This is a genomic window from Pseudomonas sp. GW821-FHT02A11, from assembly GCF_059421985.1.
On the sequence record NZ_JBWKWB010000012.1, the window covers coordinates 96,727 to 121,686 of the forward strand.

Consider the following 24,960-nt stretch of genomic DNA (forward strand, 5'->3'; position numbering starts at 1 on the left):
TCGGGTATACTCCCGCTCTTTAAATCGCAGCCCCCCAGTACAGGTGAATTTCGTGAGCCAGCCTACGCCAGCCGTGCGTACCTTCCAAGACTTGATCCTCGCCCTCCAGCAATACTGGGCCGAGCAAGGTTGTGTGGTACTTCAGCCCTACGATATGGAAGTGGGCGCCGGCACTTTCCACACCGCCACGTTTCTGCGCGCCGTCGGCCCGGAAACCTGGAACGCCGCCTACGTACAGCCGAGCCGTCGTCCTACCGATGGCCGTTATGGCGAGAACCCTAACCGCCTGCAGCACTACTATCAGTTCCAGGTGGTTCTGAAACCCAACCCGGACAACTTCCAGGAGCTGTACCTGGGCTCGCTGAAACATGTCGGCCTGGACCCGCTGGTCCACGACGTGCGCTTTGTCGAAGACAACTGGGAATCTCCAACCCTGGGCGCCTGGGGCCTGGGTTGGGAAATCTGGCTCAACGGCATGGAAGTCTCGCAGTTCACCTACTTCCAGCAGGTGGGCGGCATCGAGTGCTACCCGGTCACCGGCGAGATCACCTACGGTCTTGAGCGCCTGGCGATGTACCTGCAAGGTGTCGACTCGGTCTACGACCTGGTCTGGACCGACGGCCCGTTCGGCAAGGTCACCTACGGCGATGTGTTCCACCAGAACGAAGTGGAACAATCGACCTACAACTTTGAACACGCCAACGTCGACAAGCTGTTCGAGCTGTTCGATTTCTACGAAAGCGAAGCCATGCGCCTGATCGAAGCCGAGCTGCCATTGCCGAGCTACGAAATGGTGCTCAAGGCCTCGCACACGTTCAACCTGCTGGATGCCCGTCGCGCCATTTCCGTCACTGCGCGCCAGCAATACATCCTGCGCGTACGCACCCTGGCTCGCTCCGTGGCCCAGGCGTACCTGATGGCCCGGGCCAAGCTTGGCTTCCCGATGGCCGCACCCGATATTCGCGACGAAGTGTTGGCTAAGCTGGAGGCTGCACAATGAGTGCTCAAGATTTCCTGGTTGAATTGGGCACCGAAGAACTGCCGCCAAAAGCCCTGAACACCCTGGCCGACGCATTCCTGGCCGGTATCGAAAAAGGCCTGCAGGCTGCTGGCCTGACCTACAGCGCCAAGCAGGTTTATGCCGCGCCGCGTCGTCTGGCTGTATTGATCACTGAACTGGCGACACAACAGCCAGACCGCAGCGTCAATCTGGACGGCCCGCCGCGTCAGGCCGCTTTCGATGCAGAAGGCAATCCGACTCAAGCCGCGCTGGGCTTCGCCAAGAAATGCGGCGTCGATCTGAGTGAAATCGATCAGAGCGGGCCGAAACTGCGTTACAGCCAGAGCATCGCGGGTAAACCGACCACGAGCCTGCTGCCCACCATCATCGAAGACTCGCTCAACGACCTGCCGATTCCAAAGCGCATGCGCTGGGGTGCGCGCAAGGAAGAATTCGTGCGGCCGACCCAGTGGCTGGTGATGCTGTTCGGCGATCAAGTGATCGACTGCACCATCCTCGCCCAAAGTGCAGGCCGCGAGTCCCGCGGACATCGCTTCCATCACCCTGAAAGCGTGCGCATCACCTCGCCTGCCAACTACGCCAGCGACCTGCGCGCTGCTTATGTGCTGGCCGATTTCAATGAACGCCGTCAACTGATCAGCAAGCGTGTCGACGAGTTGGCGACCCAGCACGAAGGCACTGCGATCGTGCCGCCTGCGCTGCTGGACGAAGTGACCGCCCTGGTGGAATGGCCGGTGCCGCTGGTGTGTTCGTTCGAGGAGCGTTTCCTGGAGGTTCCGCAGGAAGCGTTGATTACCACGATGCAGGACAACCAGAAGTATTTCTGTCTGCTGGACGCGGACGGCAAGCTGCTGCCGCGCTTCATCACCGTCGCCAACGTCGAGAGCAAAGACCCTTCGCAGATCGTGCTGGGTAACGAGAAAGTCGTTCGCCCACGCCTGACCGACGCCGAGTTTTTCTTCAAGCAGGACAAGAAGCAGAAGCTGGAAACGTTCAATCAGCGTCTGCAGAACGTCGTGTTCCAGGCTCAATTGGGCACGGTGTTCGACAAGGCCGAGCGCGTTTCCAGACTGGCTGCATTCATCGCGCCGCGTATTGGCGGCGACGCTCAGCGCGCGGGCCGTGCAGGCCTGCTGTCCAAGTGCGACCTGGCGACCGAGATGGTCGGCGAGTTCCCGGAAATGCAGGGCGTGGCGGGCTACTACTACGCACTGGCGGACGGCGAGCCGGAAGACGTTGCCCTGGCGCTGAACGAACAGTACATGCCGCGTGGCGCTGGCGCTGAGCTGCCAGGCACGCTTACCGGTTCGGCTGTTGCCATCGCCGACAAGCTCGACACGCTAGTGGGCATCTTCGGCATAGGCATGTTGCCCACCGGCAGCAAGGACCCGTATGCACTGCGTCGTGCAGCCCTGGGCATCCTGCGGATCCTGATCGAGAAGAAACTCGATCTGGACCTGATCAAGACAGTGCAATTCGCCGTCACCCAGTTCGGTGCCAAGGTGAAGTCGGCGGGTCTGGCTGAACAGGTGCTGGAATTCATCTTCGACCGCTTGCGTGCGCGTTACGAAGACGAAGGCGTCGATGTGTCGGTGTACCTGTCAGTACGTGCCCTGCAACCGGCGTCGGCGCTGGATTTCGACCAGCGCGTGCAAGCGGTGCAGGCGTTCCGCAAGCTGCCTGAGGCCGCCGCTCTGGCCGCCGTCAACAAGCGCGTCTCGAACCTGCTGGGCAAGGCCGAGGGCAGCATTGCCCAGACCGTCGAACCGAAGTACTTCGACAACGCCAACGAGTTCTCGCTGTACTCGGCGATTCAGCAGGCTGACCAGGCCGTAGCGCCAATGTCGGCCAACCGTCAGTACAACGAAGCGCTGGCCCGTCTGGCGGCACTGCGCGAGCCTGTGGATGCCTTCTTCGAGGCCGTGATGGTCAACGCCGAAGACGCCAGCGTGCGCGCCAACCGTTATGCGTTGCTGGCCCGTCTGCGCAACCTGTTCCTGGGTGTCGCTGACATTTCCCTGCTGGGTTAACGCCGGAGCGCATGATTTGAAGCTGCTGATTCTCGATCGGGACGGAGTGATCAACGAGGACTCCGACGCTTACATCAAGTCGGTGGCCGAGTGGATCCCGATCCCCGGCTCGATCGGGGCGATCGCGCAACTGAGCAAGGCGGGCTGGACGGTGGCCGTGGCCACCAACCAGTCCGGCATTGCTCGCGGTTATTACGATCTGGCCACGCTGGATGCCATGCACGCGCGTTTGCGCGAACTGGTAGCGGAGCAGGGTGGCGAGGTCGGCTTGATTGTGTACTGCCCTCACGGCCCGGATCAGGGCTGCGATTGCCGCAAACCCAAGCCGGGCATGTTGCGCACCATCGCCAGCCATTACGGCGTCGATTTACGCGCAATCTGGTTCGTCGGTGACAGCAAGGGTGACCTGGAGGCGGCGGTGGCCGTCGACTCTCAACCTGTTCTGGTCATGACGGGTAAGGGTCCCAAGACGCGGAGCAATCCATTGCCCGCCGGAACGTTGGTCTTTGACGATCTGGCGGCGGTTGCCGCAGAACTTATTCACAACAGCGCACCCGCGAACGGCTGACCGGTCGTTCAACGGTACGCTCAATCCGGGCACTGCCCGTAATGGTAAAAGCAGCTATGTCGATAGTGCAGGCCATCAGGATCTTCATCTTTTACCTGCTGCTGGGCACCAGCTCGTTGCTGTGGTGCTCGCTGAGTTTCTTTGTCGCGCCTTTTCTGCCGTTTCGCGCGCGATATCGCTTCATCAACGTGTATTGGTGTCGCTGTGCGCTGTGGCTGACCAAGGTGTTTCTGAACATCAAGGTCAATGTCACAGGTCAGGAAAACGTCCCGGCGACGCCCTGTGTGATCGTGTCCAACCACCAGAGCACCTGGGAAACCTTCTTCCTCTCGGCGCATTTCCAGCCGTTGAGCCAGGTGCTCAAGCGCGAGCTGCTGTACGTGCCGTTCTTTGGTTGGGCCATGGCGATGCTGCGTCCGATCGCCATCGACCGGAACAACCCGAAAGCCGCGCTTAAAGTAGTGGCGAAGAAGGGCGATGAGCTGCTCAAGGATCGCGTCTGGGTGCTGATCTTCCCGGAAGGCACGCGCGTGCCCTACGGTCAGATCGGAAAATTCTCACGCAGTGGTTCGGCCATGGCAGTGAATGCCGAATTGCCTGTGCTGCCTATCGCGCACAATGCGGGCAAATATTGGCCAAAAGAAGGCTGGGGCAAGAAGTCTGGCACCATTGAAGTGGTCATCGGTGAACCCATGTACGCCGAGGGCACAGGCCCACGCGCAATCGCTGCGTTGAACGACCGAGTATTCGCCTGGAATGAGGCCACGCAGAAAGCCTTGGGCTCGCCAGCAGCACAGGCGCCATTGCCTGAAAAATCACCGGCGTGAATTGTGGATAACCTGTGCACCAAATGTGTGAGATTTTTGATAATTGGCTGTAAGTCTCTAATTTAATTACTTATTTCTGAGCGCGATTATCGAACCAAAAACGTGCATAAGTTTTTTCTGACAGCCTATTTTCTGCCCTGAAAACATCGGTCTTGAGCCTCTACGGTCAAGACCGATTTTCATTTCAGGTGGTTGTCTCAGGTTTTGATATCCACAGATTGCAAAGCGCCGCCATGGCGATCAGAACCAGCCCTCCACACGCCGCCGCCACAAAACCCATTGCAGGGGACAGGCTGTCGATAGCGAAGCCTACAAGCGGCATGGAGAGCGTCTGACCCAAGCGGTTGGCCGAATCCTGCAATCCCATCACCTGACCTCTTACGCTGGGCGGGGCAAGTTCTGCCACCGCCTCGGAGCTTGCGGCCAGGGTCGGCGTACACAACAGGTTGGTCGGGAGCAGCGCCAGCATCAGCCACCACCACACCTGATCGAAGAACGCCACAGGCAGCAGCAGCAGGCTCATGGTCACCGCCAGCCGGTTCAACGACCAGGACCTGTGAACAATCCCGTGGATGAAGCCGCCGGCAATCGAGGCGATGGACATGGCGGCAATCACATAGCCGGTGAAGGCGATCTCGCCGTTCTCACGCAACACTGCAATCAAGGCAAGCTCAGTCCCGAAAAGCACGAACAACGCCCCGGAGCTGATCATCAACACACTGATCAATCGCGCGTTCAGCCACTCCCGTAGCTTCAAACGGGCGGGCTCTGGCGCTTTGGCGACTTCCTCGGCGTTGCGGATCGGCCAGTTCAACAGGTACAGCGCAGCGTAGGACAACGCCCGCCAAACACCGATGCCGATCAGCACGGCGGTGGCCGAATAGGTGGTGATCATCAGGATGCCAACGGCGGGCGTGATGACGAACGACAACTCCATCAACATGGTGGTCAGCGAATAGGCCGGGCGACGCTGGTCCTCCGGCACCAGACTGGCGACGAACTGCCGCGAGAGAGAGCCCGTCGGGATAGTGAATACGCCCGCAGCAAAGGCCAGCGCCACGAACAGCGTGTAGTTCACCAACGGCAGCAGCACCCAGGCGATTGTGGATAACGTCCCACAGATTGCCACCACCGGGCGCAGGCCGTGACGATCCATCATGCGCCCCAGCAAAGGGGAGCCCACGGCAAAGCCCAACGCCGTGGCGGTGGCGACCAGGCCGGCATCAAAGTAACTGCGGCCCATTTCATTAAGCACGTGAAGGCTCAAGGTCAGCGTCATGATCGTTAGCGGCAGCCCCGCGACGAACATAAACAGCGTTGCCGACAATACCCTCGGGATCGCCAGCACTTTCTGATATTTGCGAAACGACATCCGGTTACCGCTCCTTAATGCTGCCTCTGTCCCGATACAACCTGCCTCATCGACCCCGTACGAGTTTATTCCCTGGGTTGAAGCAGAAGAGCCACTAGTGCGCTCCAACCGGTCTGGTGCGAAGCCCCAAGCCCGCGACCGTTTTCGCCGTGGAAATACTCGTGGAACAACACCAGATCGCGGCTTTGAGGATCTATTTCAAGCTGTGGATAACCGGCCATGGAGGGTCGGTTGCCTTCCTCGTTGCGTAGGAAAAGTCTGTTTATTCGGTCGCTCAGTCCGTCAGCCACTTCCTCAAGCGAGGCCAGATAACCCGAGCCACTGGGGTATTCGACGGAAAAGTTCTCGTCGTAATAGCGATGAAACTCATGCAGCGATTCGATGAGCATGTAGTTGAGCGGCATCCAAACCGGTCCGCGCCAGTTGGAGTTGCCGCCAAACAGCCGCGAGCTTGACTCGGCAGGCTCGTAATCCGCGGACAACGTATTGCCGTTGATCTGCATGCTGAAGGGTGACTCGCCATAATAACGGGACAGCGAACGCACGCCATAGGGCGAGAGAAACTCGCTTTCATCAAGCATGCGTTTGATCAAGTCTTTGGTTCGTTGGCCACGCAACAGCGCCAGGAGGAGGCGGTTACCCTTGCCGGGCTCAGTCCAGCGCGAGATCAGCGCGGCCAGATCGGGGCGATGATGCAAGAAGCCCAGCAGGCGTTCGCGCAGGCCTTTCAGGCCTTCATGCTCGCGCTGCTCGAGCACGCGTACGGCAAACAACGGGATCAGTCCTACGAACGATCGGAGTTTGACTGACTCGCGCAAGCCATCCGGGCGGTGCAGCACGTCGTAGAAAAACCCATCGTGATCGTTCCACAGGCCTTCCACTTCCTCTTTATCGACCTCGTTGATTGCGCCGGCGATGTACAGGAAATGCTCAAAGAACTTCACCGCGATGTCGACATACACCTCGTTGTGCTGAGCCAGCTCCAGCGCGATGCGCATCAGATCCAGCGCATAAGCCGCCACCCAAGCCGTGCCATCGGCCTGATCGAGCTGGTAACCAGGGGCGAGGGTGGCAGAGCGGTCGAACAGGCCGATGTTGTCCAGCCCGAGAAACCCGCCCTGGAAGATGTTGTGACCTTCAGCATCTTTGCGGTTCACCCACCAGGAGAAATTCAGCAGCAGCTTGTGGAAAATTCTTTCAAGAAAGACCACGTCACCCTGGCCTGTCTGCGCCTTTTCCATCTGGTAAACGCGCCAGGATGCCCACGCATGAACAGGCGGATTCGCGTCATCAAAGCGCCATTCGTAGGCCGGCAATTGACCGTTGGGGTGCATGAAGCGGTCTTTGACCAGCAACAGCAGCTGATCCTTGGCAAAACTGATATCGATGAGGGCGAAAGCTACAGCCTGAAACGCCAGATCCCACGATGCGTACCAAGGGTATTCCCACTTGTCCGGCATCGACACGATGTCGAAATTGCACAAATGCCGCCATTGGTTGTTACGAATATGGGAGCGTTCGGCAGGCAAAGGCGCTTGCCCCGGGTCGCCATCAAGCCAGGCTTTGACGTCGAAGTTGTACAGCTGCTTGGACCACAACAGCCCGGCCAGCGCCTGGCGTTGAACGTTGCGCGCGTCGGGATCCTTCAGGTTTTGCTGCAACACCCCGTAATAGTCGTCGGCCTCTTTCTTGCGCTGCTCGAACAGGGTTCGGGCATTGATGTGAGGAGAGCCTGCAGGCGCAAAGCGCAGGTAGACCACTTGCGATGCGCCGGCTTCAAGCTCCATCACAAAATGCGCTGCGACCTTGGTGCCTGCGTGACGACTGATCGCATCAGCCTGCCCGGTTAAAAGCCAATCGTTGATGCCATCTTTGAAAGGTCCGGTTCCTGGCAGGCCAAATAGTTTCGGCGTATTACTCCGGTTCTCGCAAAACAGCCATTCGGCGTTGGTGTGTCCCCAGGCGCTTGCTTCCTTGTCAGCGTGCGATGGGTGGCGGGCGACCACCTTGTTATCCACACGCGAGAGGGTAGGGCGCTCGGTATCCGGCGCCCAGCTCCAGATATCGCGCGCCCACACTTGCGGCAACACGTGCAGACGCGCGGAACGGTCTGAGCGATTGACCACTGTCACCCGCATGAAAATGTCATCGGGGGTGTACTTGGCGTACTCGATGTTCACGTCGAAGTAGTGGTTGTCGTTGAACACCCCGCTGTCGAGCACTTCGTATTCAGGGTCATCCAGCCCGCGACGGGCGTTCTCTTGCACCAGATCGCTGTAGGGAAATTCGGCGTGGGGGTATTTATAGAGCATGCGCATGTAGGCATGACTCGGCAGCCCGTCGACATGGAAATACAGCTCTTTGACGTCCTCGCCGTGATTGCCTTCGGCGTTGTTCAGGCCAAACAGACGTTCCTTGATAATCGGGTCGCGCTCATTCCACAGTGCCAATCCCAGGCACCAGTGCTGAGCTTTGTCAGAGAACCCGGCCAAGCCGTCTTCACCCCAGCGATAAGTGCGACTGCGCGAATGATCGTGTGGGAAGTAATCCCAGGCATTGCCATCGGCGCTGTAGTCCTCGCGAACCGTGCCCCACTGACGATCGCTGACGTAAGGGCCCCACTCGCGCCATTGTGCGGCGGTGTCTCCTGCGAGGCGCAATCCTTCGACGGTCTGCTGCAAATTCTCGTGGGTAAATTCTGCAGGCATGTTCATATCCAGAAAGACTTAAGTTGACCGGCTGAAAACCGGCGCTCGTTGCAAGAAATCTATCGAGAGGCGCCTTTGGTCAAATAATTGGCAAGCAGGTTATTCACCGCCCCATTAGGGATGGCAATTAGACGGCCTGCGGGGCGGGTGTATCGTTTCAACGTCGAAACACATTTCCAGCCCCTTTCGGTATTACGCGTTGCTCAGGACGTGAAGCATCACAGCGGTGAATGGATCAAACGTGGGTGCCCAGATCCCGGGCGGAGGCGGTATGAATACATTGGGTGATCTGGCGTCCAGACGAAACAACAATTTCAATCTGATCCGAATGCTCGCCGCCACCGCTGTGTTGATATCCCACAGTTATCCGCTGGCGTTGGGCAGCGGAGCGGTCGAACCCTTGTCGAAATGGATCGGTCTGTCACTGGGCGAACTGGCTGTGGTGACGTTCTTCTGCGTGTCCGGTTTCTTCATTTCCCTGAGCCGCGATCGCGCACCTGGCTCAATCGATTTCTTCTCCGCGCGCTTCCTGCGTATCTACCCCGGGCTGACCCTCGTTCTGCTGCTCAGCGTATTTCTGATCGGCCCGATCTTTACGACACTGGGCACGCTGGAATATTTCCGCTCGGGTGTAATTTACAGTTACCTCAGCAATAACCTGATGCTGTTCAGTATGAAGTTTCAGCTGCCCGGCGTGTTTGAGGACAACCCGTGGCCAGGCATCAACGGCTCGCTGTGGACACTCTTTTATGAGGTCATGCTGTATGTGCTGGTGGGTGGGATTGGAGCGTTTGCGTTCTACGGAAAGGGCAACCGGTTCGCCGGTTTTCTGCTGGTGTACGCCGTCGTCTATATCGCCTTCAAAGTCCTGCTGGCCAACACTCAAATGCTGAATGAACTGCATCGCGCGCAGTTTTTCTTCATTTGGAGTTTGCCGTTCGTACTCGGCATGTCGCTGTATCGATATCGCCAGCACATCCAGCATCGCTTCATCTGGTTCCTGCCTCTGGCGGCATTGGCGGCTTGGTCATATCAGAAACCCTGGTTCTTCGAGTGCTTCGTGCTGGCGTGGACGTACCTGATTTTCTATCTCGGGTTTGCGACCAACACCCTGGTTGATCGCTACAACCAGCTCGGGGATTACTCATACGGTGTGTACATCTATGCGTTCCCGGTTCAGGAAATACTCGCTCACCTGTTCAAGGGCATCAGCCCAATTCACATGATGCTGGCAGCATTCCCCATCGTGCTTATCGCTGCCGTTTTCTCTTGGCATTTCATCGAGAAGCCCGCGATGTCCAGACGTCACGCCTTTGCGGCAATACTCAACAGCCGACTGGATGGTGTGAAGGCGTATTGGGCAGGCGCAGGGAAGGGCGCAGCTTGATCCGCGTATTGTTGTTGCGTACAGGGAGGTAGCGATGAAGCGATTTCTAGTGCTGGACAGTTTTCGGGGCCTCTGCGCCCTCAGCGTCGCTATCTATCACGTGCACATCCTGCAAGGTTTCGGCGAGTGGTCGTTCTTTCGTAACGCCCATTTTCTAGTCAGCTTCTTTTTCGTACTCAGCGGTTTTGTGATGTTCCACACCTACGGCCAACGCCTCGCATCAACGGTTCAGTTCAGGCAGTTCTTTATCACCCGTACCTTTCGGTTGTACCCACTGCACGTGTTCGTTTTAATTCTGGCGATCGGGCTCGAAGTCATGAAGCTGTGCGCGGAGCACACCGGCATCGCATTCAACCAAGGCAGCTTTACCGGGCAACGAGCACCACAGGAAATCATCCCCAACCTGTTGCTCCTGCAATCCTGGTGGCCAGGGTTCAACGCACAGTCCTTCAACTTCCCGGCGTGGAGCATCAGCGTCGAGTACTACCTCTACATGATCTTCGCGGCGATCCTGCTGTTCACACCGCGGCTCTCAATGACGGTGTTCGTCGGGCTTTCTATTGCGGCAACGGGGCTCCTGTTCCTGGGTATGGCACCGATGATGGAGCCAGTGTTGCAAGGTTTGTCGTGTTTCTTTGCCGGCGTGATCACGTATCAGGCCTATCGGGTGATTCAGAACCTGACGGCCAGACGCTGGTTATTCACAGCCCTCGAAGCCATCGGCTTGACGCTTGTGGCGTTCGCCATGGTTACAAACATCGCCCACAAGCAGATCGTCCTGATGCTGCTGTTCTGCGCAGTGATCCTTATTTTCTCGTTCGAGGGCGGAGCATTTTCCGGGCTGTTCAAAGGCAAGCTATTCGAGCGTCTGGGAACATTGTCTTATTCGATCTACATGACCCACGCGATGATTCTCTTAGCGTTCACCCTGATCCTATTGTTGGCGGGTAAGGTCACCGGCCATGCTGTCGTCACTTATCCTGCGACGGTGTCCGGGCCGATGATTTCGTTCGGCAGTTCAATAGTGGATAACCTGCTGTTGATGGTTTTGCTCGGGGTGATCGTCGCGCTGTCGGCGCTCACCTACCAGTTCATCGAACTGCGGGGCATTCAGTGGGGCAAGCGATGGGTCACGAGAGGGCGGGGCGCTTCTGTGCTTGAGTCGGCCAAGACTGTAGGTTGACGTTAGACGCCTTATAAAACAAAACCCCGGACGATCTGCATCGGCCGGGGTTTTGTGTTGAGCGGATGAACCTTAAAAGTCCAGGTTCGACACCGCCAGTGCGTTGGCTTCAATGAAGTCGCGGCGTGGTTCTACAGCGTCACCCATCAGCGTGTTGAAGATCTGATCGGCAGCGATCGCGTCTTCGATGGTGACCTTCAGCATGCGGCGTACGGTCGGGTCCATCGTGGTTTCCCACAGTTGATCCGGGTTCATTTCGCCCAGACCTTTGTATCGCTGAATGGTGTGGCGCTTGGTGCTTTCGGCCATCAGCCAGGCTAGGGCTTCCTTGAACTCGGTGACCGGCTTCTTGCGCTCGCCGCGCTGTACGTAGGCACCTTCTTCGAGCAGCGTGCTGATCTGCGCGCCCAGAGCGGTAACGGTCTTGTAGTCGTTACTGCCGAAGAAGTCGCGGTTGAAGGTGACGTAGTTCGACAGGCCGTGGGAGATCAACTCGACTTCTGGCAGCCAGACATTACGCTCACGGTCTTCACGCAGGCTGGCCTTGTACACCAGGCCCGACTTCTCACCGACACGCAGACGCTCGTCGAATCTGGCCAGCCAGTCCTGCATCGCGGCGTGATCCGACAGTTGTTCCATCGATACCGGCGGCAGGTACACGAAGTGCTCGGTCAGCTCCTGCGGGTACAGTCGCGACAGACGCTTCAGCGTCTTCATGACCATGCGGAAATCGTTCACCAGCTTCTCCAGCGCAGCGCCGGAAATGCCAGGGGCCGATTCGCTCAGGTGCAGGCTCGCATCTTCCAGGGCCGACTGCGTCATGTACTCTTCCATGGCGTCGTCGTCTTTGATGTATTGCTCTTGCTTGCCTTTCTTCACTTTGTACAGAGGCGGCTGGGCGATGTAGATGTAGCCACGCTCGACCAGTTCCGGCAGTTGACGGAAGAAGAAGGTCAGCAACAAAGTACGGATGTGCGAACCGTCGACGTCAGCATCGGTCATGATGATGATGTTGTGATAGCGCAACTTATCGATGTTGTACTCTTCGCGACCGATGCCGCAGCCCAGCGCGGTGATCAAGGTGCCGACTTCCTGCGAGGAAATCATCTTGTCGAAACGCGCTTTCTCGACGTTGAGGATCTTACCCTTCAACGGCAGGATGGCCTGTGTCTTACGGTTACGACCCTGCTTGGCGGAACCGCCTGCAGAGTCACCCTCCACCAGGTACAGCTCGGAAAGGGCAGGGTCTTTCTCCTGGCAGTCAGCCAGTTTGCCTGGCAGGCCGGCTATATCCAGTGCACCTTTACGACGGGTCATCTCACGGGCTTTACGCGCTGCTTCACGGGCGCGTGCAGCGTCGATCATCTTGCCGACAACCGCCTTGGCTTCGTTCGGGTTCTCCAGCAGGAAGTCCGAGAAGTATTTACCCATCTCTTGTTCAACTGCGGTCTTCACTTCAGAAGAAACCAGTTTGTCCTTGGTCTGCGAACTGAACTTCGGATCCGGCACTTTTACCGAGATGATCGCGGTCAGGCCTTCACGGGCATCGTCACCGGTGGTCGCGACCTTGTGCTTCTTCGCCAGACCTTCCTGCTCGATATAATTGTTCAGGTTACGCGTCAGCGCGGAACGGAAACCCACGAGGTGGGTACCGCCATCACGCTGAGGAATGTTGTTGGTGAAGCACAGCAGGTTCTCGTTGAAGCTGTCGTTCCACTGCAACGCAATCTCGACGCCCACACCATCATCACGCTGGATGTTGAAGTGGAACACCTGGTTGACCGCCGTCTTGTTGGTGTTCAGGTATTCGACGAAAGCACGCAGACCGCCTTCGTATTTGAACAGCTCTTCCTTGCCGCTGCGCTCATCCTTCAGAACGATACCGACGCCGGAGTTCAGGAAGGACAGTTCACGAATCCGCTTCGCCAGGATGTCCCAGCTGAAGTGGATGTTCTTGAAGGTTTCAGCCGATGGTTTGAAGTGAATCTCGGTACCCGTGGTATCGCTCTCGCCGACGATTTTCATCGGCTCTTGAGGGACGCCGTGAACGTAAGTCTGTTCCCAGATCTTGCCGCTGCGACGAACCGTCAGATTCAGTTCTTCAGAGAGGGCGTTCACAACCGACACACCTACACCGTGCAGACCGCCGGATACTTTGTACGAGTTATCGTCGAACTTACCGCCGGCGTGCAGCACGGTCATGATGACCTCGGCTGCGGAAACGCCTTCTTCTTTATGCACGTCGACCGGAATGCCGCGACCGTTGTCGCGCACGGTGATGGATTCGTCCGGGTGGATGATGATGCTGATGTCGTCGCAATGGCCAGCCAAAGCTTCGTCGATCGAGTTATCTACTACCTCAAACACCATGTGGTGAAGACCACTGCCATCGTCCGTATCGCCGATGTACATACCGGGACGCTTGCGTACGGCATCAAGCCCTTTCAGCACCTTGATGCTGGACGAGTCGTACGTTTGATTTTCGCTCATGCATTCACTCCCGATGGTCGTGGGTCTGGGTGATACTGCCGTGTTCCACGTGGAACAAAGCAACTGGCGTTTCCGTGTGCCAGCCTTCCCTCAACAATTCATGATCTACACAGGTGATAAAAACCTGGCAGTTTAATTCTTCCAGCAAGCGACATAAGGCGCCGCGGTGTTGCTCGTCGAGCTCTGAAGGCAGATCGTCGACGAGGTAAATACATTGGCCGCGGCGGGCCTGACTGACCAGATGTCCCTGCGCGATGCGCAACGCACACACCACCAACTTCTGCTGGCCGCGCGAGAGGATATCGGCTGCGTTATGGCCACCCAACCGGAGTCGTAAATCCGCGCGTTGCGGACCGGCCTGGGTATGACCCATTTGCTGATCACGGTGAAGGGAAGAGGCGAGCACAGCGCTCAAGTCTTTCTCTTTATCCCAGCCGCGGTAGTAACTCAGGGTCAGACCTTCAAGCTGAACAAGCTCGGTCAAAGTCTTTTCAAAGACAGGCTTCAAGGCCTTTATGTAAGCGCGACGGAACTCATCAATTTCGTCACTGGCAAGGCACAGCTCTCGGTCCCAAGCCGCCTGAGAAGCGCCGTCAAGTGTACCATGCCGAAGCCACGAGTTCCGCTGCCTCAGGGCCTTCTGCAAACGCTGCCAAGTGGCCATGAATCGAGGTTCCACGTGGAACACTCCCCAATCCAAAAACTGCCTTCTGATTTTGGGAGCACCTTCCAGGAGCCGAAAGCTGTCCGGGTTAATGAGTTGTAGCGGCAACGTCTCAGCAAGCTGAGCTGCACTTTTCGCGTTTTGACCGTCGATGCGAATCTGGAACTCGCCTTGGCGATCGCGAGAAATGCCCAGATTGCTGTGGCCACCTTCAGCCAGTTCTACCTGGCCAAAAACCGTGCAAGCTGGCTGTTCGTACTGGATCACAGGCAGAAGGCGAACACTGCGAAATGACCGGGCGAGTCCAAGCAGATGTATGGCTTCAAGGACACTGGTTTTTCCACTGCCATTGGCGCCATAGAGAATGTTGATGCGGGGGGAGGGGGAGAAGGTCACCGGGTGCAGATTGCGCACCCCGGTGACCGAGACGCGACTAAGAGACATCTAGTGCCTGCTGATTACAGGCGCATCGGCATGACAACGTAAGCCGAATCGTCGTTACCTGACTCCTGTACCAGCGCGCTGCTGTTGGAGTCGGACAGGATCAGACGCACTTGTTCAGTGGTCATCACCCCCAAAACATCGAGCAAGTAGCTCACGTTGAAACCGATTTCCAGCGAGCTGCCGCTGTAGTCGACGCTGATTTCTTCCTCTGCTTCTTCCTGCTCAGGGTTATTCGCCTGGATTTTCAGCTGACCGCTAGCCAGTTGCAGACGGATACCGCGGTATTTCTCGTTCGACAGAATCGCCGTACGGCTGAACGCTTCGCGTAGCGCCTGGCGATCACCGACCACCAGTTTGTCGCCACCTTTAGGCAGTACGCGCTCGTAGTCCGGGAACTTGCCGTCTACCAGCTTGGAGGTGAAGGTGAACTCGCCTGTGGTGGCGCGGATATGATGCTGACCCAGGACGATGCTGACCAGACCGTCCTGCTCAGTGAGCAAACGTGCCAGCTCAAGGATACCTTTGCGTGGAACGATCACCTGGTGACGATCAGCCTGTTCGATTTCTGCCGACATCGAGCACATCGCAAGGCGGTGGCCGTCAGTGGCAACAGCACGCAGCACGCCAGATTGAACTTCGATCAGCATGCCGTTGAGGTAGTAACGAACATCTTGCTGAGCCATGGCAAAGCTGGTGCGCTCGATCAATCGACGCAACTTGCTTTGCACAAGGTTGAAAGTCAGCGATCCAGGGCCTTCTTCGACAGTCGGGAAATCATTGGCTGGCAAAGTCGACAGAGTGAAGCGGCTGCGACCGGCCTTGACGACGAGCTTCTGCTCGTCGAGCTTGATGTCGATCAACGCATCGTTCGGCAGGCTTTTGCAGATGTCCATCAGCTTGCGCGCAGGTACGGTGATCTCGCCCGGCTCGGCTGGTTCTTCCAGCTGTACACGACCAACCAGCTCGACTTCCAGGTCAGTACCGGTCAACGACAGCTGTTGGCCTTCAACGACCAACAATACGTTCGACAGAACCGGCAAGGTCTGGCGGCGTTCAACAACGCCGGCGACCAGTTGCAGGGGTTTCAACAGGGCTTCGCGTTGAATGGTGAAATGCATGGTCTAGTCCCTTGCCTTAAATAAGCTGCGCTGGCATCACGTCGTCAAAGTACGCAGCAGGTTCTTGTAGTCCTCGCGGATATCCGCGTCGGATTCTTTAAGTTCGTTGATCTTGCGGCAGGCGTGCAGCACGGTGGTGTGGTCGCGGCCACCAAACACGTCGCCGATCTCCGGCAGACTGTGGTTGGTTAATTCCTTGGACAGCGCCATGGCCACCTGACGCGGCCGCGCGACCGATCTCGAACGACGTTTCGACAGAAGGTCGGAGATCTTGATCTTGTAGTACTCGGCCACCGTGCGCTGAATGTTATCCACACTCACCAGTTTGTCCTGCAGCGCCAACAGGTCCTTGAGCGATTCGCGGATCAACTCAATGGTGATGTCACGCCCCATGAAGTGCGAGTGAGCGATGACACGCTTTAGCGCCCCCTCCAGCTCACGCACGTTGGAACGAATACGCTGGGCTATAAAGAAAGCGGCATCATGGGGAAGTTCGACCTTCGCCTGATCGGCTTTTTTCATCAGAATCGCCACGCGGGTTTCAAGCTCTGGCGGCTCGACCGCAACGGTGAGGCCCCAGCCGAAGCGTGACTTCAGGCGTTCTTCCAGGCCTTCGATCTCTTTTGGATAGCGGTCGCTGGTGAGGATCACCTGCTGACCGCCCTCGAGCAAGGCATTGAAGGTGTGGAAAAACTCTTCCTGCGAACGCTCCTTGCGAGCGAAGAATTGAATGTCGTCGATCAGCAAAGCATCCACCGAACGGTAGAAGCGCTTGAATTCATTGATCGCGTTCAGCTGCAGCGCCTTGACCATGTCGGCCACGAAACGCTCGGAGTGCAGGTACACGACTTTGGCGTTCGGATTCTTCTTGAGCAGGTGGTTACCCACAGCGTGCATCAAGTGAGTCTTACCCAAGCCAACGCCACCATAAAGGAAGAGCGGGTTGTAACCGTGCTTGGGGTTATCCGCCACTTGCCAGGCGGCCGCGCGGGCAAGCTGGTTGGATTTACCTTCAACGAAATTCTCGAACGTGAAGGTGCGGTTCAGATAACTGGTGTGCTTGAGTGCACCTTCGACCTGCACATTGCGCTGCTCCGCACGCACGGGAGCCTGCTGTGAACTGGCGCCCGCCATCGGGTCGAAACTGTCTCGCGAAGGCTCGTCATCGACATCCAGCGAAGGCTGCACGACGGGCGAAGGGGCGCTCGGTTCCGAGGTTGGGGTTGGTGCCAGATGAGGCTTGGTAGCAACGCTCTGAGCCGCCTGTGACGCCGCTACCGCCGCGGCCAAGGGTGCATTGGGAGCTGCGCGAGGCGCAGAGCTGCGCTTGCTGCCTATTAATAAGGAGAGCGCGGGCGCGATGCCTTGGCCATGTTCGCCCAGCAGTTCGAGCAAGCGGCCAAGATACTTTTCATTCACCCAGTCGAGTACGAAACGGTTGGGCGCGTAAACGCGCAACTCGTCGCCCTCGGCTTCGACCTGTAGCGGACGGATCCAGGTGTTGAATTGTTGGGCAGGCAGCTCATCGCGCAAAAGCTCCACGCACTGCTGCCAAAGTTCCACTGACACGGATATCCCCTAGTTTCGAAAGCCGGTGAGGCAAAAACAAGCGCCCATTGTAACCACCCCCGACGGACTTATCCACATGTAGGTCGCTAACAGGCATCCCAAAATCAAGGTGTTATCGACAATGAAGCCGACCAATGGCATGTGCATAAGCTTTGTGGATAACCGCCACTGATCCCATTGCATAACTCGGGTCGAAAATCTGTGGATAACCAGGCTGTGGATAAAGAGGTCTTTCATACACAGGTTTTCCGAGGTCATGGCACAGGCGCAGCACTGTTTGTCGACAGAGTTGTGATCCTCTGTACAGCACGTGTTTACATGCCTGTGATGACTTATCCACAGAAGATGCCTCCCTAAGTTCTTATAAGCTTTACAGAAAAGCTTTAAATACTCTCCTTCTTTATTTTTATGTCTAAGGTTCGGTGACGTTCTGGAGAACGGGCTTGGGCCCTGAAAAATCCCCATAAAGGAATGAATGCAGGAAACGTTGGTTGGAAATTGACCTGCGAGCTTGCTTTCTCTAGAATCCCCGCTCTCTTAAAACGGGGTCATTCCGGCCCGTTGTGGACGAACCAGGTAACACACCATGAAACGTACTTTCCAACCGAGCACCATCAAGCGCGCCCGCACCCACGGTTTCCGTGCTCGTATGGCTACCAAAAACGGCCGTGCAGTTCTGTCGCGTCGTCGCGCCAAAGGCCGTAAGCGTCTGGCAGTTTGATTAATCGGTACAGGTGGTGAGTCAGGACTTCAGTCGGGAAAAGCGTTTGCTGACACCCCGGCATTTCAAGGCAGTCTTTGACTCCCCCGCCGGCAAGGTTCCGGGGAAAAATCTCCTGCTCCTTGTGCGCAACAACGATCTAGATCACGCCCGTCTCGGGTTGGTGATCGGCAAGAAGAGCGTGAAGCTCTCCGTTGAGCGCAACCGCTTGAAACGCCTGATGCGCGAATCGTTTCGCCTCCACCAGGACAACCTGGTTGGCTGGGATATCGTGGTTGTCGCGCGTAAAGGCTTGGGTGACATTGAAAACCCCGAACTGATTCAGCATTTCGGCAAGCTCTGGAAACGTCTGGCGCGCAGCCGACCGACTTCAGAAGCCAAAACCGAAACTGCGGGGGTAGACAGTCCTGATGCGTAAACTGGCACTCGTTCCGATCCAGTTTTACCGCTATGCCATTAGTCCCCTGATGGCCAGTCACTGTCGTTTCTATCCCAGTTGCTCCTGCTATGCGTACGAAGCCATAGAAAATCATGGCCTGGTACGCGGCGGCTGGCTGACCCTGCGTCGCTTGGGTCGCTGTCATCCGTGGAATCCCGGTGGTTTCGACCCGGTTCCACCAGTTCCCACCTCCCGTTCCTCTTCGATGGCCGAGTAATCATGGATATTAAACGCACGATCCTGATCGTCGCCCTGGCAATCGTGACCTATGTCGGTGTCCTGAAATGGAACCAGGACTACGGTCAGGCTGCCTTGCCGACTCAGAATGTTGCTGCCAGCACCAATAACGCCGCGCTTCCTGACACCCCACAAGGTTCAACTGCCGCAAACGCAGACGTTCCGAGTGCGACAGGCGAAGTCGCTGCACCTGCCGATGCGCCGGTTGCAGCCAGCAAGGACCTGATTCAGGTCAAGACCGACGTATTGAATCTCGAAATCGACCCGGTAGGTGGTGACGTCGTGCAGCTTCGCCTGCCACTTTATCCACGTCGTCAGGATCATCCGGAGATTCCATTCCAGCTGTTCGACAACGGTGGCGAGCGTACTTTCCTCGCTCAGAGCGGTCTGACTGGTGCCAATGGCCCGGATGCACGTGCCGCTGGTCGTCCGGTTTACTCGGCTACACAGAAAAGCTTCCAGCTGGCCGATGGTCAGAACGATCTGGTCGTTGACCTGAAATTCAGCGATGCCGGCGTCAACTACATCAAGCGTTTCACGTTCAAACGCGGCCTGTATGACCTGACCGTCAGCTACCTGATCGACAACCAGAGCGCTCAAGCATGGAACGGCAACCTGTTTGCTCAGCTCAAGCGCGACAACAGTGCCGATCCGTCGTCGACCACTGCCACCGGTACCGCGACGTACCTAGGTGCTGCAATGTGGACACCTTCGGAGCCTTACAAAAAGGTTTCGATGAAAGACATCGACAAAGGCTCGGTCAAAGACACCGTTCAAGGTGGCTGGGTGGCGTGGCTGCAGCACTATTTCGTGACCGCATGGATCCCGAACAAGTCTGACAGCAACACCGTTACCACTCGTAAAGACAGCGCCGGCAACTACATTATCGGTTTCACTGGCCCTGCGTTGACCGTAGCGCCGGGTGCGAAAGCTGAAACCACGACCACGCTTTACGCCGGTCCAAAGAGCCAGGCTGTTCTGAAAGAGTTGTCCCCAGGTCTGGAACTGACCGTCGACTACGGCATTCTCTGGTTCATTGCCCAGCCAATTTTCTGGCTGCTGCAACATATCCACAGCATTGTGGGTAACTGGGGCTGGTCGATCATCTTCCTGACCATGCTTATCAAAGGGCTTTTCTTCCCGCTGTCGGCCGCCAGCTACAAGTCGATGGCCCGTATGCGTGCCGTTGCCCCGCGTCTGGCTGCACTCAAAGAGCAACATGGCGATGACCGCCAGAAGCTTTCGCAGTCGATGATGGAGCTGTACAAGAAAGAGAAGATCAACCCGCTGGGTGGATGCTTGCCAATTCTTGTGCAAATGCCGGTTTTCCTGTCGCTGTATTGGGTATTGCTGGAAAGCGTCGAGATGCGTCAAGCGCCTTGGCTGCTGTGGATAACCGATCTGTCGATCAAGGATCCGTTCTTCATCCTGCCGATCATCATGGGCGCGACCATGTTCATCCAGCAGCGTCTGAACCCTACACCTCCGGATCCGATGCAGGCCAAAGTGATGAAGCTGATGCCAATCATCTTCACCTTCTTCTTCCTGTGGTTCCCGGCGGGTCTGGTGCTGTACTGGGTTGTGAACAACACCCTGTCCATCACTCAACAGTGGTACATCACGCGCAGCATCGAGGCCAAGGCCAAGAAAGCCGCGGCTTGATCTACCCTGTGAATAAGTAAATGCAGAACGCCCCCTCGTGGGGCGTTTTGCTATCCGTCAGTTATTCAGGAGTCGGACCATGAACGTCCCTCGTGAAACCATCGCCGCCATCGCCACTGCTCAGGGACGGGGCGGCGTTGGGATTGTGCGTATCTCCGGCCCGTTGGCGAGTGCTGCAGCCCAGGCCATCGTCGGCAAACAGCTGCAGCCGCGGCACGCTCATTACGGCCCATTTCAGGATGAACACGGCCAAATCATCGATGAAGGTATCGCGCTGTATTTCCCCGGCCCGAACTCGTTCACCGGCGAAGATGTGCTTGAACTGCAAGGCCACGGCGGCCCGATCGTGCTCGATATGCTGCTGCAGCGCTGTGTACAACTGGGCAGCCGCCTGGCCAGACCGGGCGAATTCAGCGAACGTGCATTCCTCAACGACAAGCTCGACCTGGCCCAGGCCGAGGCAATCGCTGACCTGATCGAAGCCAGTTCCGCCCAGGCTGCGCGTAATGCCCTGCGTTCTCTGCAGGGCGCGTTCTCCCAGCGTGTGCATAACCTCACCGAGCGGCTCATCAGCCTACGCATTTACGTTGAAGCTGCGATCGACTTCCCCGAGGAAGAAATCGACTTCCTTGCCGATGGCCACGTGCTCAAAATGCTCGATGAAGTGCGCGAGCAGTTATCTACGGTGCTGGGCGAAGCGAATCAAGGGGCTTTGTTGCGCGACGGCATGACCGTGGTCATCGCCGGCCGTCCGAACGCGGGCAAATCGAGTCTGCTCAATGCGCTGGCTGGCAGGGAGGCTGCGATCGTGACCGAGATCGCTGGCACCACCCGCGACATCTTGCGCGAACATATCCACATCGATGGCATGCCGCTTCATGTTGTGGACACCGCAGGTCTTCGTGACACCGAAGACCAGGTTGAGCGCATCGGTGTCGAGCGTGCCTTGAAAGCCATCAATGAAGCTGATCGGATTCTCCTTGTTGTGGACGCAACAGCGACTGAAGCCCTTGATCCGTTTGCCCTGTGGCCGGAATTTCTTGAGCAACGCCCTGATCCGGCTCATGTCACCCTGATCCGTAACAAGGCGGACCTCAGTGGCGATCCGGTAGAGCTTGAAGTCAGCGCCGATGGCCACGTTACTATCAACCTGAGTGCCAAGGCTGGCGGAGAGGGCCTTGAGCTGCTGCGCGAGCACCTGAAAGCCTGCATGGGTTATCAACAGACCTCCGAAAGCAGCTTCAGCGCACGCCGGCGTCACCTGGAAGCGCTGCACAAGGCAAGCGCCTCCCTAGAACACGGCCGTTCGCAGCTGACACTTGCGGGCGCCGGTGAATTGCTGGCAGAAGATTTGCGACTGGCACAGCAGTTCCTGGGCGAGATTACCGGGGCGTTCAGCTCTGATGATCTGCTGGGACGCATCTTTTCCAGCTTCTGCATCGGTAAGTAATCCCTTCTCCCGTCCAGAGGCAGACTCGTTTTCTGCGGTCTGCCTGTTTTTTTGTCTCTCACATTCCTTCCCTCCGCGCCGTTCAGGCCGTCGGATCGCTTTCGTGCGCCTGCTGTTTATCTGCGAAGCCGGTAAGAGATGCGAAATGAGCCCTGTGCATAACCCCGATTCAGCTCAGTTGATAAGTGGGCCTCTGACCTAGGGATAATCGCCCCTGTGGGTAACAGGTCATTTAATCCACAGGCTTAAGCGGGTTATCCAACGTGCTCGTTGCTACCTGATCACAGCGTTTTGATTCTCTGTACAGCAAGCAGAATAAGGGCTGCATGAATCTATCCACAGAGAGGCTATCCTCTAAACATAAACATAAAAACAAAGCTTTTATAAATATCTCTCTCTTTTAATTTTTTAACTGCCATTCATCCACAGCTGGTTAAATTTTGCGCAAAAGGTTCCTTTCAAGGGGGGGAAGTCCCTATACTTGCCGCCAATTTCCTATTCCCCCCATTAACAGGCACGAGGTGCGTGGTGGATTTCCCTTCCCGTTTTGAAGTGATCGTCATCGGCGGCGGTCATGCCGGTACCGAGGCAGCACTGGCGTCTGCTCGCATGGGTGCTAAAACCCTGCTGCTGACGCATAACGTGGAAACCCTTGGGCAAATGAGCTGCAACCCTGCCATTGGCGGGATTGGTAAAAGCCATCTGGTCAAAGAGATCGATGCGCTCGGCGGCGCCATGGCCACCGCAACCGATCTGGGTGGGATTCAATTTCGCGTACTGAACAGCCGCAAAGGCCCGGCCGTACGTGCAACGCGTGCCCAAGCCGACCGCATTCTGTATAAAGCCGCGATTCGCGAGATCATCGAGAACCAGCCGAACCTGTGGATATTTCAGCAATCCTGTGACGACCTGATTGTCGAGCAGGATCAGGTACGCGGCGTTGTGACTCAGATGGGCTTGCGCTTCATGGCCGACTCGGTTGTCCTGACCACAGGCACCTTCCTGGGCGGACTTATCCACATCGGTTTGCAGAACTATTCCGGTGGCCGGGCAGGGGATCCGCCTTCCATCGCGCTGGCTCGTCGTCTACGTGAGCTGCCGTTGCGGGTGGGTCGCTTGAAAACCGGTACGCCGCCGCGCATCGACGGTCGCTCTGTGGATTTCTCGGTCATGACTGAGCAACCCGGTGACACGCCGATTCCGGTCATGTCGTTCCTGGGTTCCAAAGAACAGCACCCACGTCAGGTCAGCTGCTGGATTACCCATACCAACGCACGCACCCACGAAATCATCGCGGCCAACCTCGACCGTTCGCCGATGTACTCGGCTGCCGGCGAAATCGAAGGCATCGGCCCGCGCTACTGCCCATCGATCGAAGACAAGATTCATCGTTTTGCCGACAAGGAAAGCCATCAGGTGTTCATCGAGCCGGAAGGCCTGACCACCCATGAGCTGTACCCGAACGGCATCTCGACCTCGCTACCCTTCGATGTGCAGCTGCAGATTGTGCGTTCGATCCGCGGCATGGAAAACGCCCACATCGTGCGGCCCGGTTACGCGATCGAGTACGACTACTTCGATCCGCGCGATCTGAAATACAGCCTGGAAACCAAAGTCATTGCCGGTCTGTTCTTTGCTGGACAGATCAACGGCACCACCGGTTACGAAGAAGCCGGTGCGCAAGGTTTGCTCGCCGGTGCCAACGCCGCATTGCGTGCACAGGGCAAGGAAAGCTGGTGCCCGCGTCGTGACGAGGCGTACATCGGCGTGCTTGTGGATGACCTGATCACCCTCGGCACCCAAGAGCCCTACCGGATGTTCACTTCCCGCGCCGAATACCGCTTGATCCTGCGTGAAGACAACGCCGACCTGCGCCTGACCGAAAAAGGACGCGAGCTGGGTCTGGTCGACGATGCGCGTTGGGCGGCGTTCTGCGCCAAGCGCGAAGGCATCGAGCTGGAAGAGCAACGCTTGAAATCGACGTGGATTCGCCCGGGCACCGAGCAGGGTGATGCGGTTTCCGCTCACTTCGGCACGCCGCTGACTCACGAATACAACCTGCTCAACCTGCTTAGACGTCCGGAAGTGGACTACGCGAGCCTGGTCGCGCTGACTGGCAATGGCTTGATCGATCCACAGGTCGCCGAACAGGTCGAAATCAAGACCAAATACGCCGGTTACATCGATCGCCAGCAGGACGAAATCGCCCGGCTGCGCGCCAGCGAGGACACCAAGCTGCCTGCCGACATCGATTACACAGGCATTTCCGGTCTGTCGAAAGAAATCCAAAGCAAGTTGGGGATAACTCGTCCAGAGACCCTTGGTCAGGCATCCCGAATTCCGGGCGTTACCCCGGCGGCCATTTCGCTGCTGATGATTCACTTGAAAAAACGCGGCGCGGGCCGTCAGTTGGAGCAAAGCGCTTGAGTTCATTGGTTACCCCGCAGCACGCAGAAGAATTGACCCTTGGCGCCCGCGAACTGGGCGTCGAGCTGAGTGAAACGCAGCACGCACAGCTGTTGGCTTATCTGGCATTGCTGATCAAATGGAACAAGGCCTACAACCTGACCGCCGTGCGCGATCCGGACGAGATGGTCTCCCGTCACTTGCTCGACAGCCTAAGTGTGGTTCCTTTCATCGAAGGCGAGCGTCAACTCGATGTTGGCAGCGGCGGCGGCATGCCGGGCATTCCACTGGCCATCATGTTTCCGGACATGAAAGTCATGCTCTTGGACAGCAACGGCAAGAAAACCCGTTTCTTGACCCAGGTCAAACTGGAGCTTGCGCTCGACAACCTGACAGTTATCCACAGCCGTGCCGAAGCCTTCCAGCCCGAGCTGCCGTTTACCGGGATCATTTCCCGTGCATTCAGCAGCCTTGAAGACTTCACGGGCTGGACGCGCCACATGGGCGACAGCAAAACACGCTGGTTGGCGATGAAGGGTCTGCATCCTGCGGATGAACTGGTAGCATTGCCCGCAGATTTTCATCTGGAAAGCGCGCAGGCCTTGGCCGTGCCCGGTTGCCAAGGGCAACGGCATCTGCTGATACTGCGCCGCACGGCATGACA

At 57.3% G+C, this 24,960-nt stretch carries 19 protein-coding genes; 13 read left to right on the forward strand and 6 right to left on the reverse strand.

The window, feature by feature from the left end:
• Window positions 1–52 precede the first annotated feature (52 nt).
• From glyQ to AC07V9_RS18080, 4 genes are read left to right on the forward strand one after another with little or no spacing between them, the layout of a single operon-like run.
• Complete coding sequence (gene glyQ, locus AC07V9_RS18065; RefSeq protein ID WP_166593916.1) at window positions 53–1,000, forward strand: glycine--tRNA ligase subunit alpha; 948 nt, start codon at window positions 53–55, stop codon at window positions 998–1,000.
• Window positions 997–3,051, forward strand: a complete 2,055-nt coding sequence (gene glyS / locus AC07V9_RS18070; RefSeq protein WP_495017026.1) for a glycine--tRNA ligase subunit beta — start codon at window positions 997–999, stop codon at window positions 3,049–3,051. The genes glyQ and glyS overlap by 4 nt, the downstream gene beginning before the upstream one ends.
• A gap of 16 nt (window positions 3,052–3,067) precedes the next feature.
• The gene (gene gmhB, locus AC07V9_RS18075) at window positions 3,068–3,619 is read left to right on the forward strand and encodes a D-glycero-beta-D-manno-heptose 1,7-bisphosphate 7-phosphatase (RefSeq protein WP_495017027.1); all 552 of its coding nucleotides are present in this window, start codon (window positions 3,068–3,070) and stop codon (window positions 3,617–3,619) included.
• 56 nt (window positions 3,620–3,675) lie between these two features.
• On the forward strand, window positions 3,676–4,446 hold the full coding sequence (locus AC07V9_RS18080; RefSeq protein WP_495017028.1) for a lysophospholipid acyltransferase family protein: 771 nt from the start codon (window positions 3,676–3,678) through the stop codon (window positions 4,444–4,446).
• 184 nt (window positions 4,447–4,630) lie between these two features.
• Here the strand turns inward: AC07V9_RS18080 and AC07V9_RS18085 are convergent, their stop codons facing one another.
• Together AC07V9_RS18085 and AC07V9_RS18090 are read right to left on the reverse strand one after the other, a co-directional pair.
• Entirely contained in the window at window positions 4,631–5,818 is a 1,188-nt protein-coding gene (locus AC07V9_RS18085; RefSeq protein ID WP_495017029.1) for an MFS transporter, read from the reverse strand.
• A gap of 65 nt (window positions 5,819–5,883) precedes the next feature.
• On the reverse strand, window positions 5,884–8,526 hold the full coding sequence (locus AC07V9_RS18090) for an MGH1-like glycoside hydrolase domain-containing protein (RefSeq protein WP_495017030.1): 2,643 nt from the start codon (window positions 8,524–8,526) through the stop codon (window positions 5,884–5,886).
• Window positions 8,527–8,797: 271 nt separating this feature from the next.
• On the opposite strand from AC07V9_RS18090, the gene AC07V9_RS18095 reads away from it, so the two are divergent.
• Both AC07V9_RS18095 and AC07V9_RS18100 read left to right on the forward strand, forming a co-directional pair.
• Window positions 8,798–9,913, forward strand: a complete 1,116-nt coding sequence (locus AC07V9_RS18095) for an acyltransferase family protein (protein WP_495017031.1) — start codon at window positions 8,798–8,800, stop codon at window positions 9,911–9,913.
• A 34-nt stretch (window positions 9,914–9,947) separates the two neighbouring features.
• Window positions 9,948–11,096 (forward strand): acyltransferase family protein, encoded by a 1,149-nt coding sequence (locus tag AC07V9_RS18100; protein ID WP_495017032.1) that lies wholly within the window; start codon window positions 9,948–9,950, stop codon window positions 11,094–11,096.
• A gap of 72 nt (window positions 11,097–11,168) precedes the next feature.
• Here the strand turns inward: AC07V9_RS18100 and gyrB are convergent, their stop codons facing one another.
• From gyrB to dnaA, 4 genes are read right to left on the reverse strand one after another with little or no spacing between them, the layout of a single operon-like run.
• Entirely contained in the window at window positions 11,169–13,586 is a 2,418-nt protein-coding gene (gene gyrB / locus AC07V9_RS18105; protein ID WP_495017033.1) for a DNA topoisomerase (ATP-hydrolyzing) subunit B, read from the reverse strand.
• A 4-nt stretch (window positions 13,587–13,590) separates the two neighbouring features.
• A complete protein-coding gene (recF, locus tag AC07V9_RS18110; protein ID WP_495017034.1) occupies window positions 13,591–14,694 on the reverse strand; it encodes a DNA replication/repair protein RecF in 1,104 nt (367 codons plus the stop codon).
• A gap of 14 nt (window positions 14,695–14,708) precedes the next feature.
• Entirely contained in the window at window positions 14,709–15,812 is a 1,104-nt protein-coding gene (gene dnaN, locus AC07V9_RS18115; RefSeq protein ID WP_495017035.1) for a DNA polymerase III subunit beta, read from the reverse strand.
• 36 nt (window positions 15,813–15,848) lie between these two features.
• Complete coding sequence (gene dnaA, locus AC07V9_RS18120) at window positions 15,849–17,381, reverse strand: chromosomal replication initiator protein DnaA (RefSeq protein WP_495017036.1); 1,533 nt, start codon at window positions 17,379–17,381, stop codon at window positions 15,849–15,851.
• Between the two features lie 586 nt (window positions 17,382–17,967).
• Here dnaA and rpmH point away from each other — a divergent pair.
• The 7 genes from rpmH (at window position 17,968) to rsmG (ending at window position 24,958) form a co-directional block, all read left to right on the forward strand.
• Window positions 17,968–18,102 (forward strand): 50S ribosomal protein L34, encoded by a 135-nt coding sequence (gene rpmH / locus AC07V9_RS18125; RefSeq protein ID WP_002551315.1) that lies wholly within the window; start codon window positions 17,968–17,970, stop codon window positions 18,100–18,102.
• Window positions 18,103–18,118: 16 nt separating this feature from the next.
• On the forward strand, window positions 18,119–18,520 hold the full coding sequence (gene rnpA / locus AC07V9_RS18130; RefSeq protein ID WP_495017037.1) for a ribonuclease P protein component: 402 nt from the start codon (window positions 18,119–18,121) through the stop codon (window positions 18,518–18,520).
• Window positions 18,513–18,758: a membrane protein insertion efficiency factor YidD gene (yidD, locus tag AC07V9_RS18135; RefSeq protein ID WP_495017038.1), complete on the forward strand. Its 246-nt coding sequence runs from the start codon at window positions 18,513–18,515 to the stop codon at window positions 18,756–18,758. Before rnpA ends, yidD begins: the two co-directional genes overlap by 8 nt.
• Before the next feature lie 2 nt (window positions 18,759–18,760).
• Window positions 18,761–20,440: a membrane protein insertase YidC gene (yidC, locus tag AC07V9_RS18140; RefSeq protein ID WP_495017039.1), complete on the forward strand. Its 1,680-nt coding sequence runs from the start codon at window positions 18,761–18,763 to the stop codon at window positions 20,438–20,440.
• A 79-nt stretch (window positions 20,441–20,519) separates the two neighbouring features.
• The gene (gene mnmE / locus AC07V9_RS18145) at window positions 20,520–21,890 is read left to right on the forward strand and encodes a tRNA uridine-5-carboxymethylaminomethyl(34) synthesis GTPase MnmE (RefSeq protein ID WP_495017040.1); all 1,371 of its coding nucleotides are present in this window, start codon (window positions 20,520–20,522) and stop codon (window positions 21,888–21,890) included.
• A 528-nt stretch (window positions 21,891–22,418) separates the two neighbouring features.
• Window positions 22,419–24,317, forward strand: coding sequence for a tRNA uridine-5-carboxymethylaminomethyl(34) synthesis enzyme MnmG (gene mnmG / locus AC07V9_RS18150; protein WP_495017041.1), 1,899 nt, complete (start codon window positions 22,419–22,421; stop codon window positions 24,315–24,317).
• A complete protein-coding gene (rsmG, locus tag AC07V9_RS18155; protein WP_495017042.1) occupies window positions 24,314–24,958 on the forward strand; it encodes a 16S rRNA (guanine(527)-N(7))-methyltransferase RsmG in 645 nt (214 codons plus the stop codon). Before mnmG ends, rsmG begins: the two co-directional genes overlap by 4 nt.
• The last annotated feature ends 2 nt before the right edge of the window (window positions 24,959–24,960 follow it).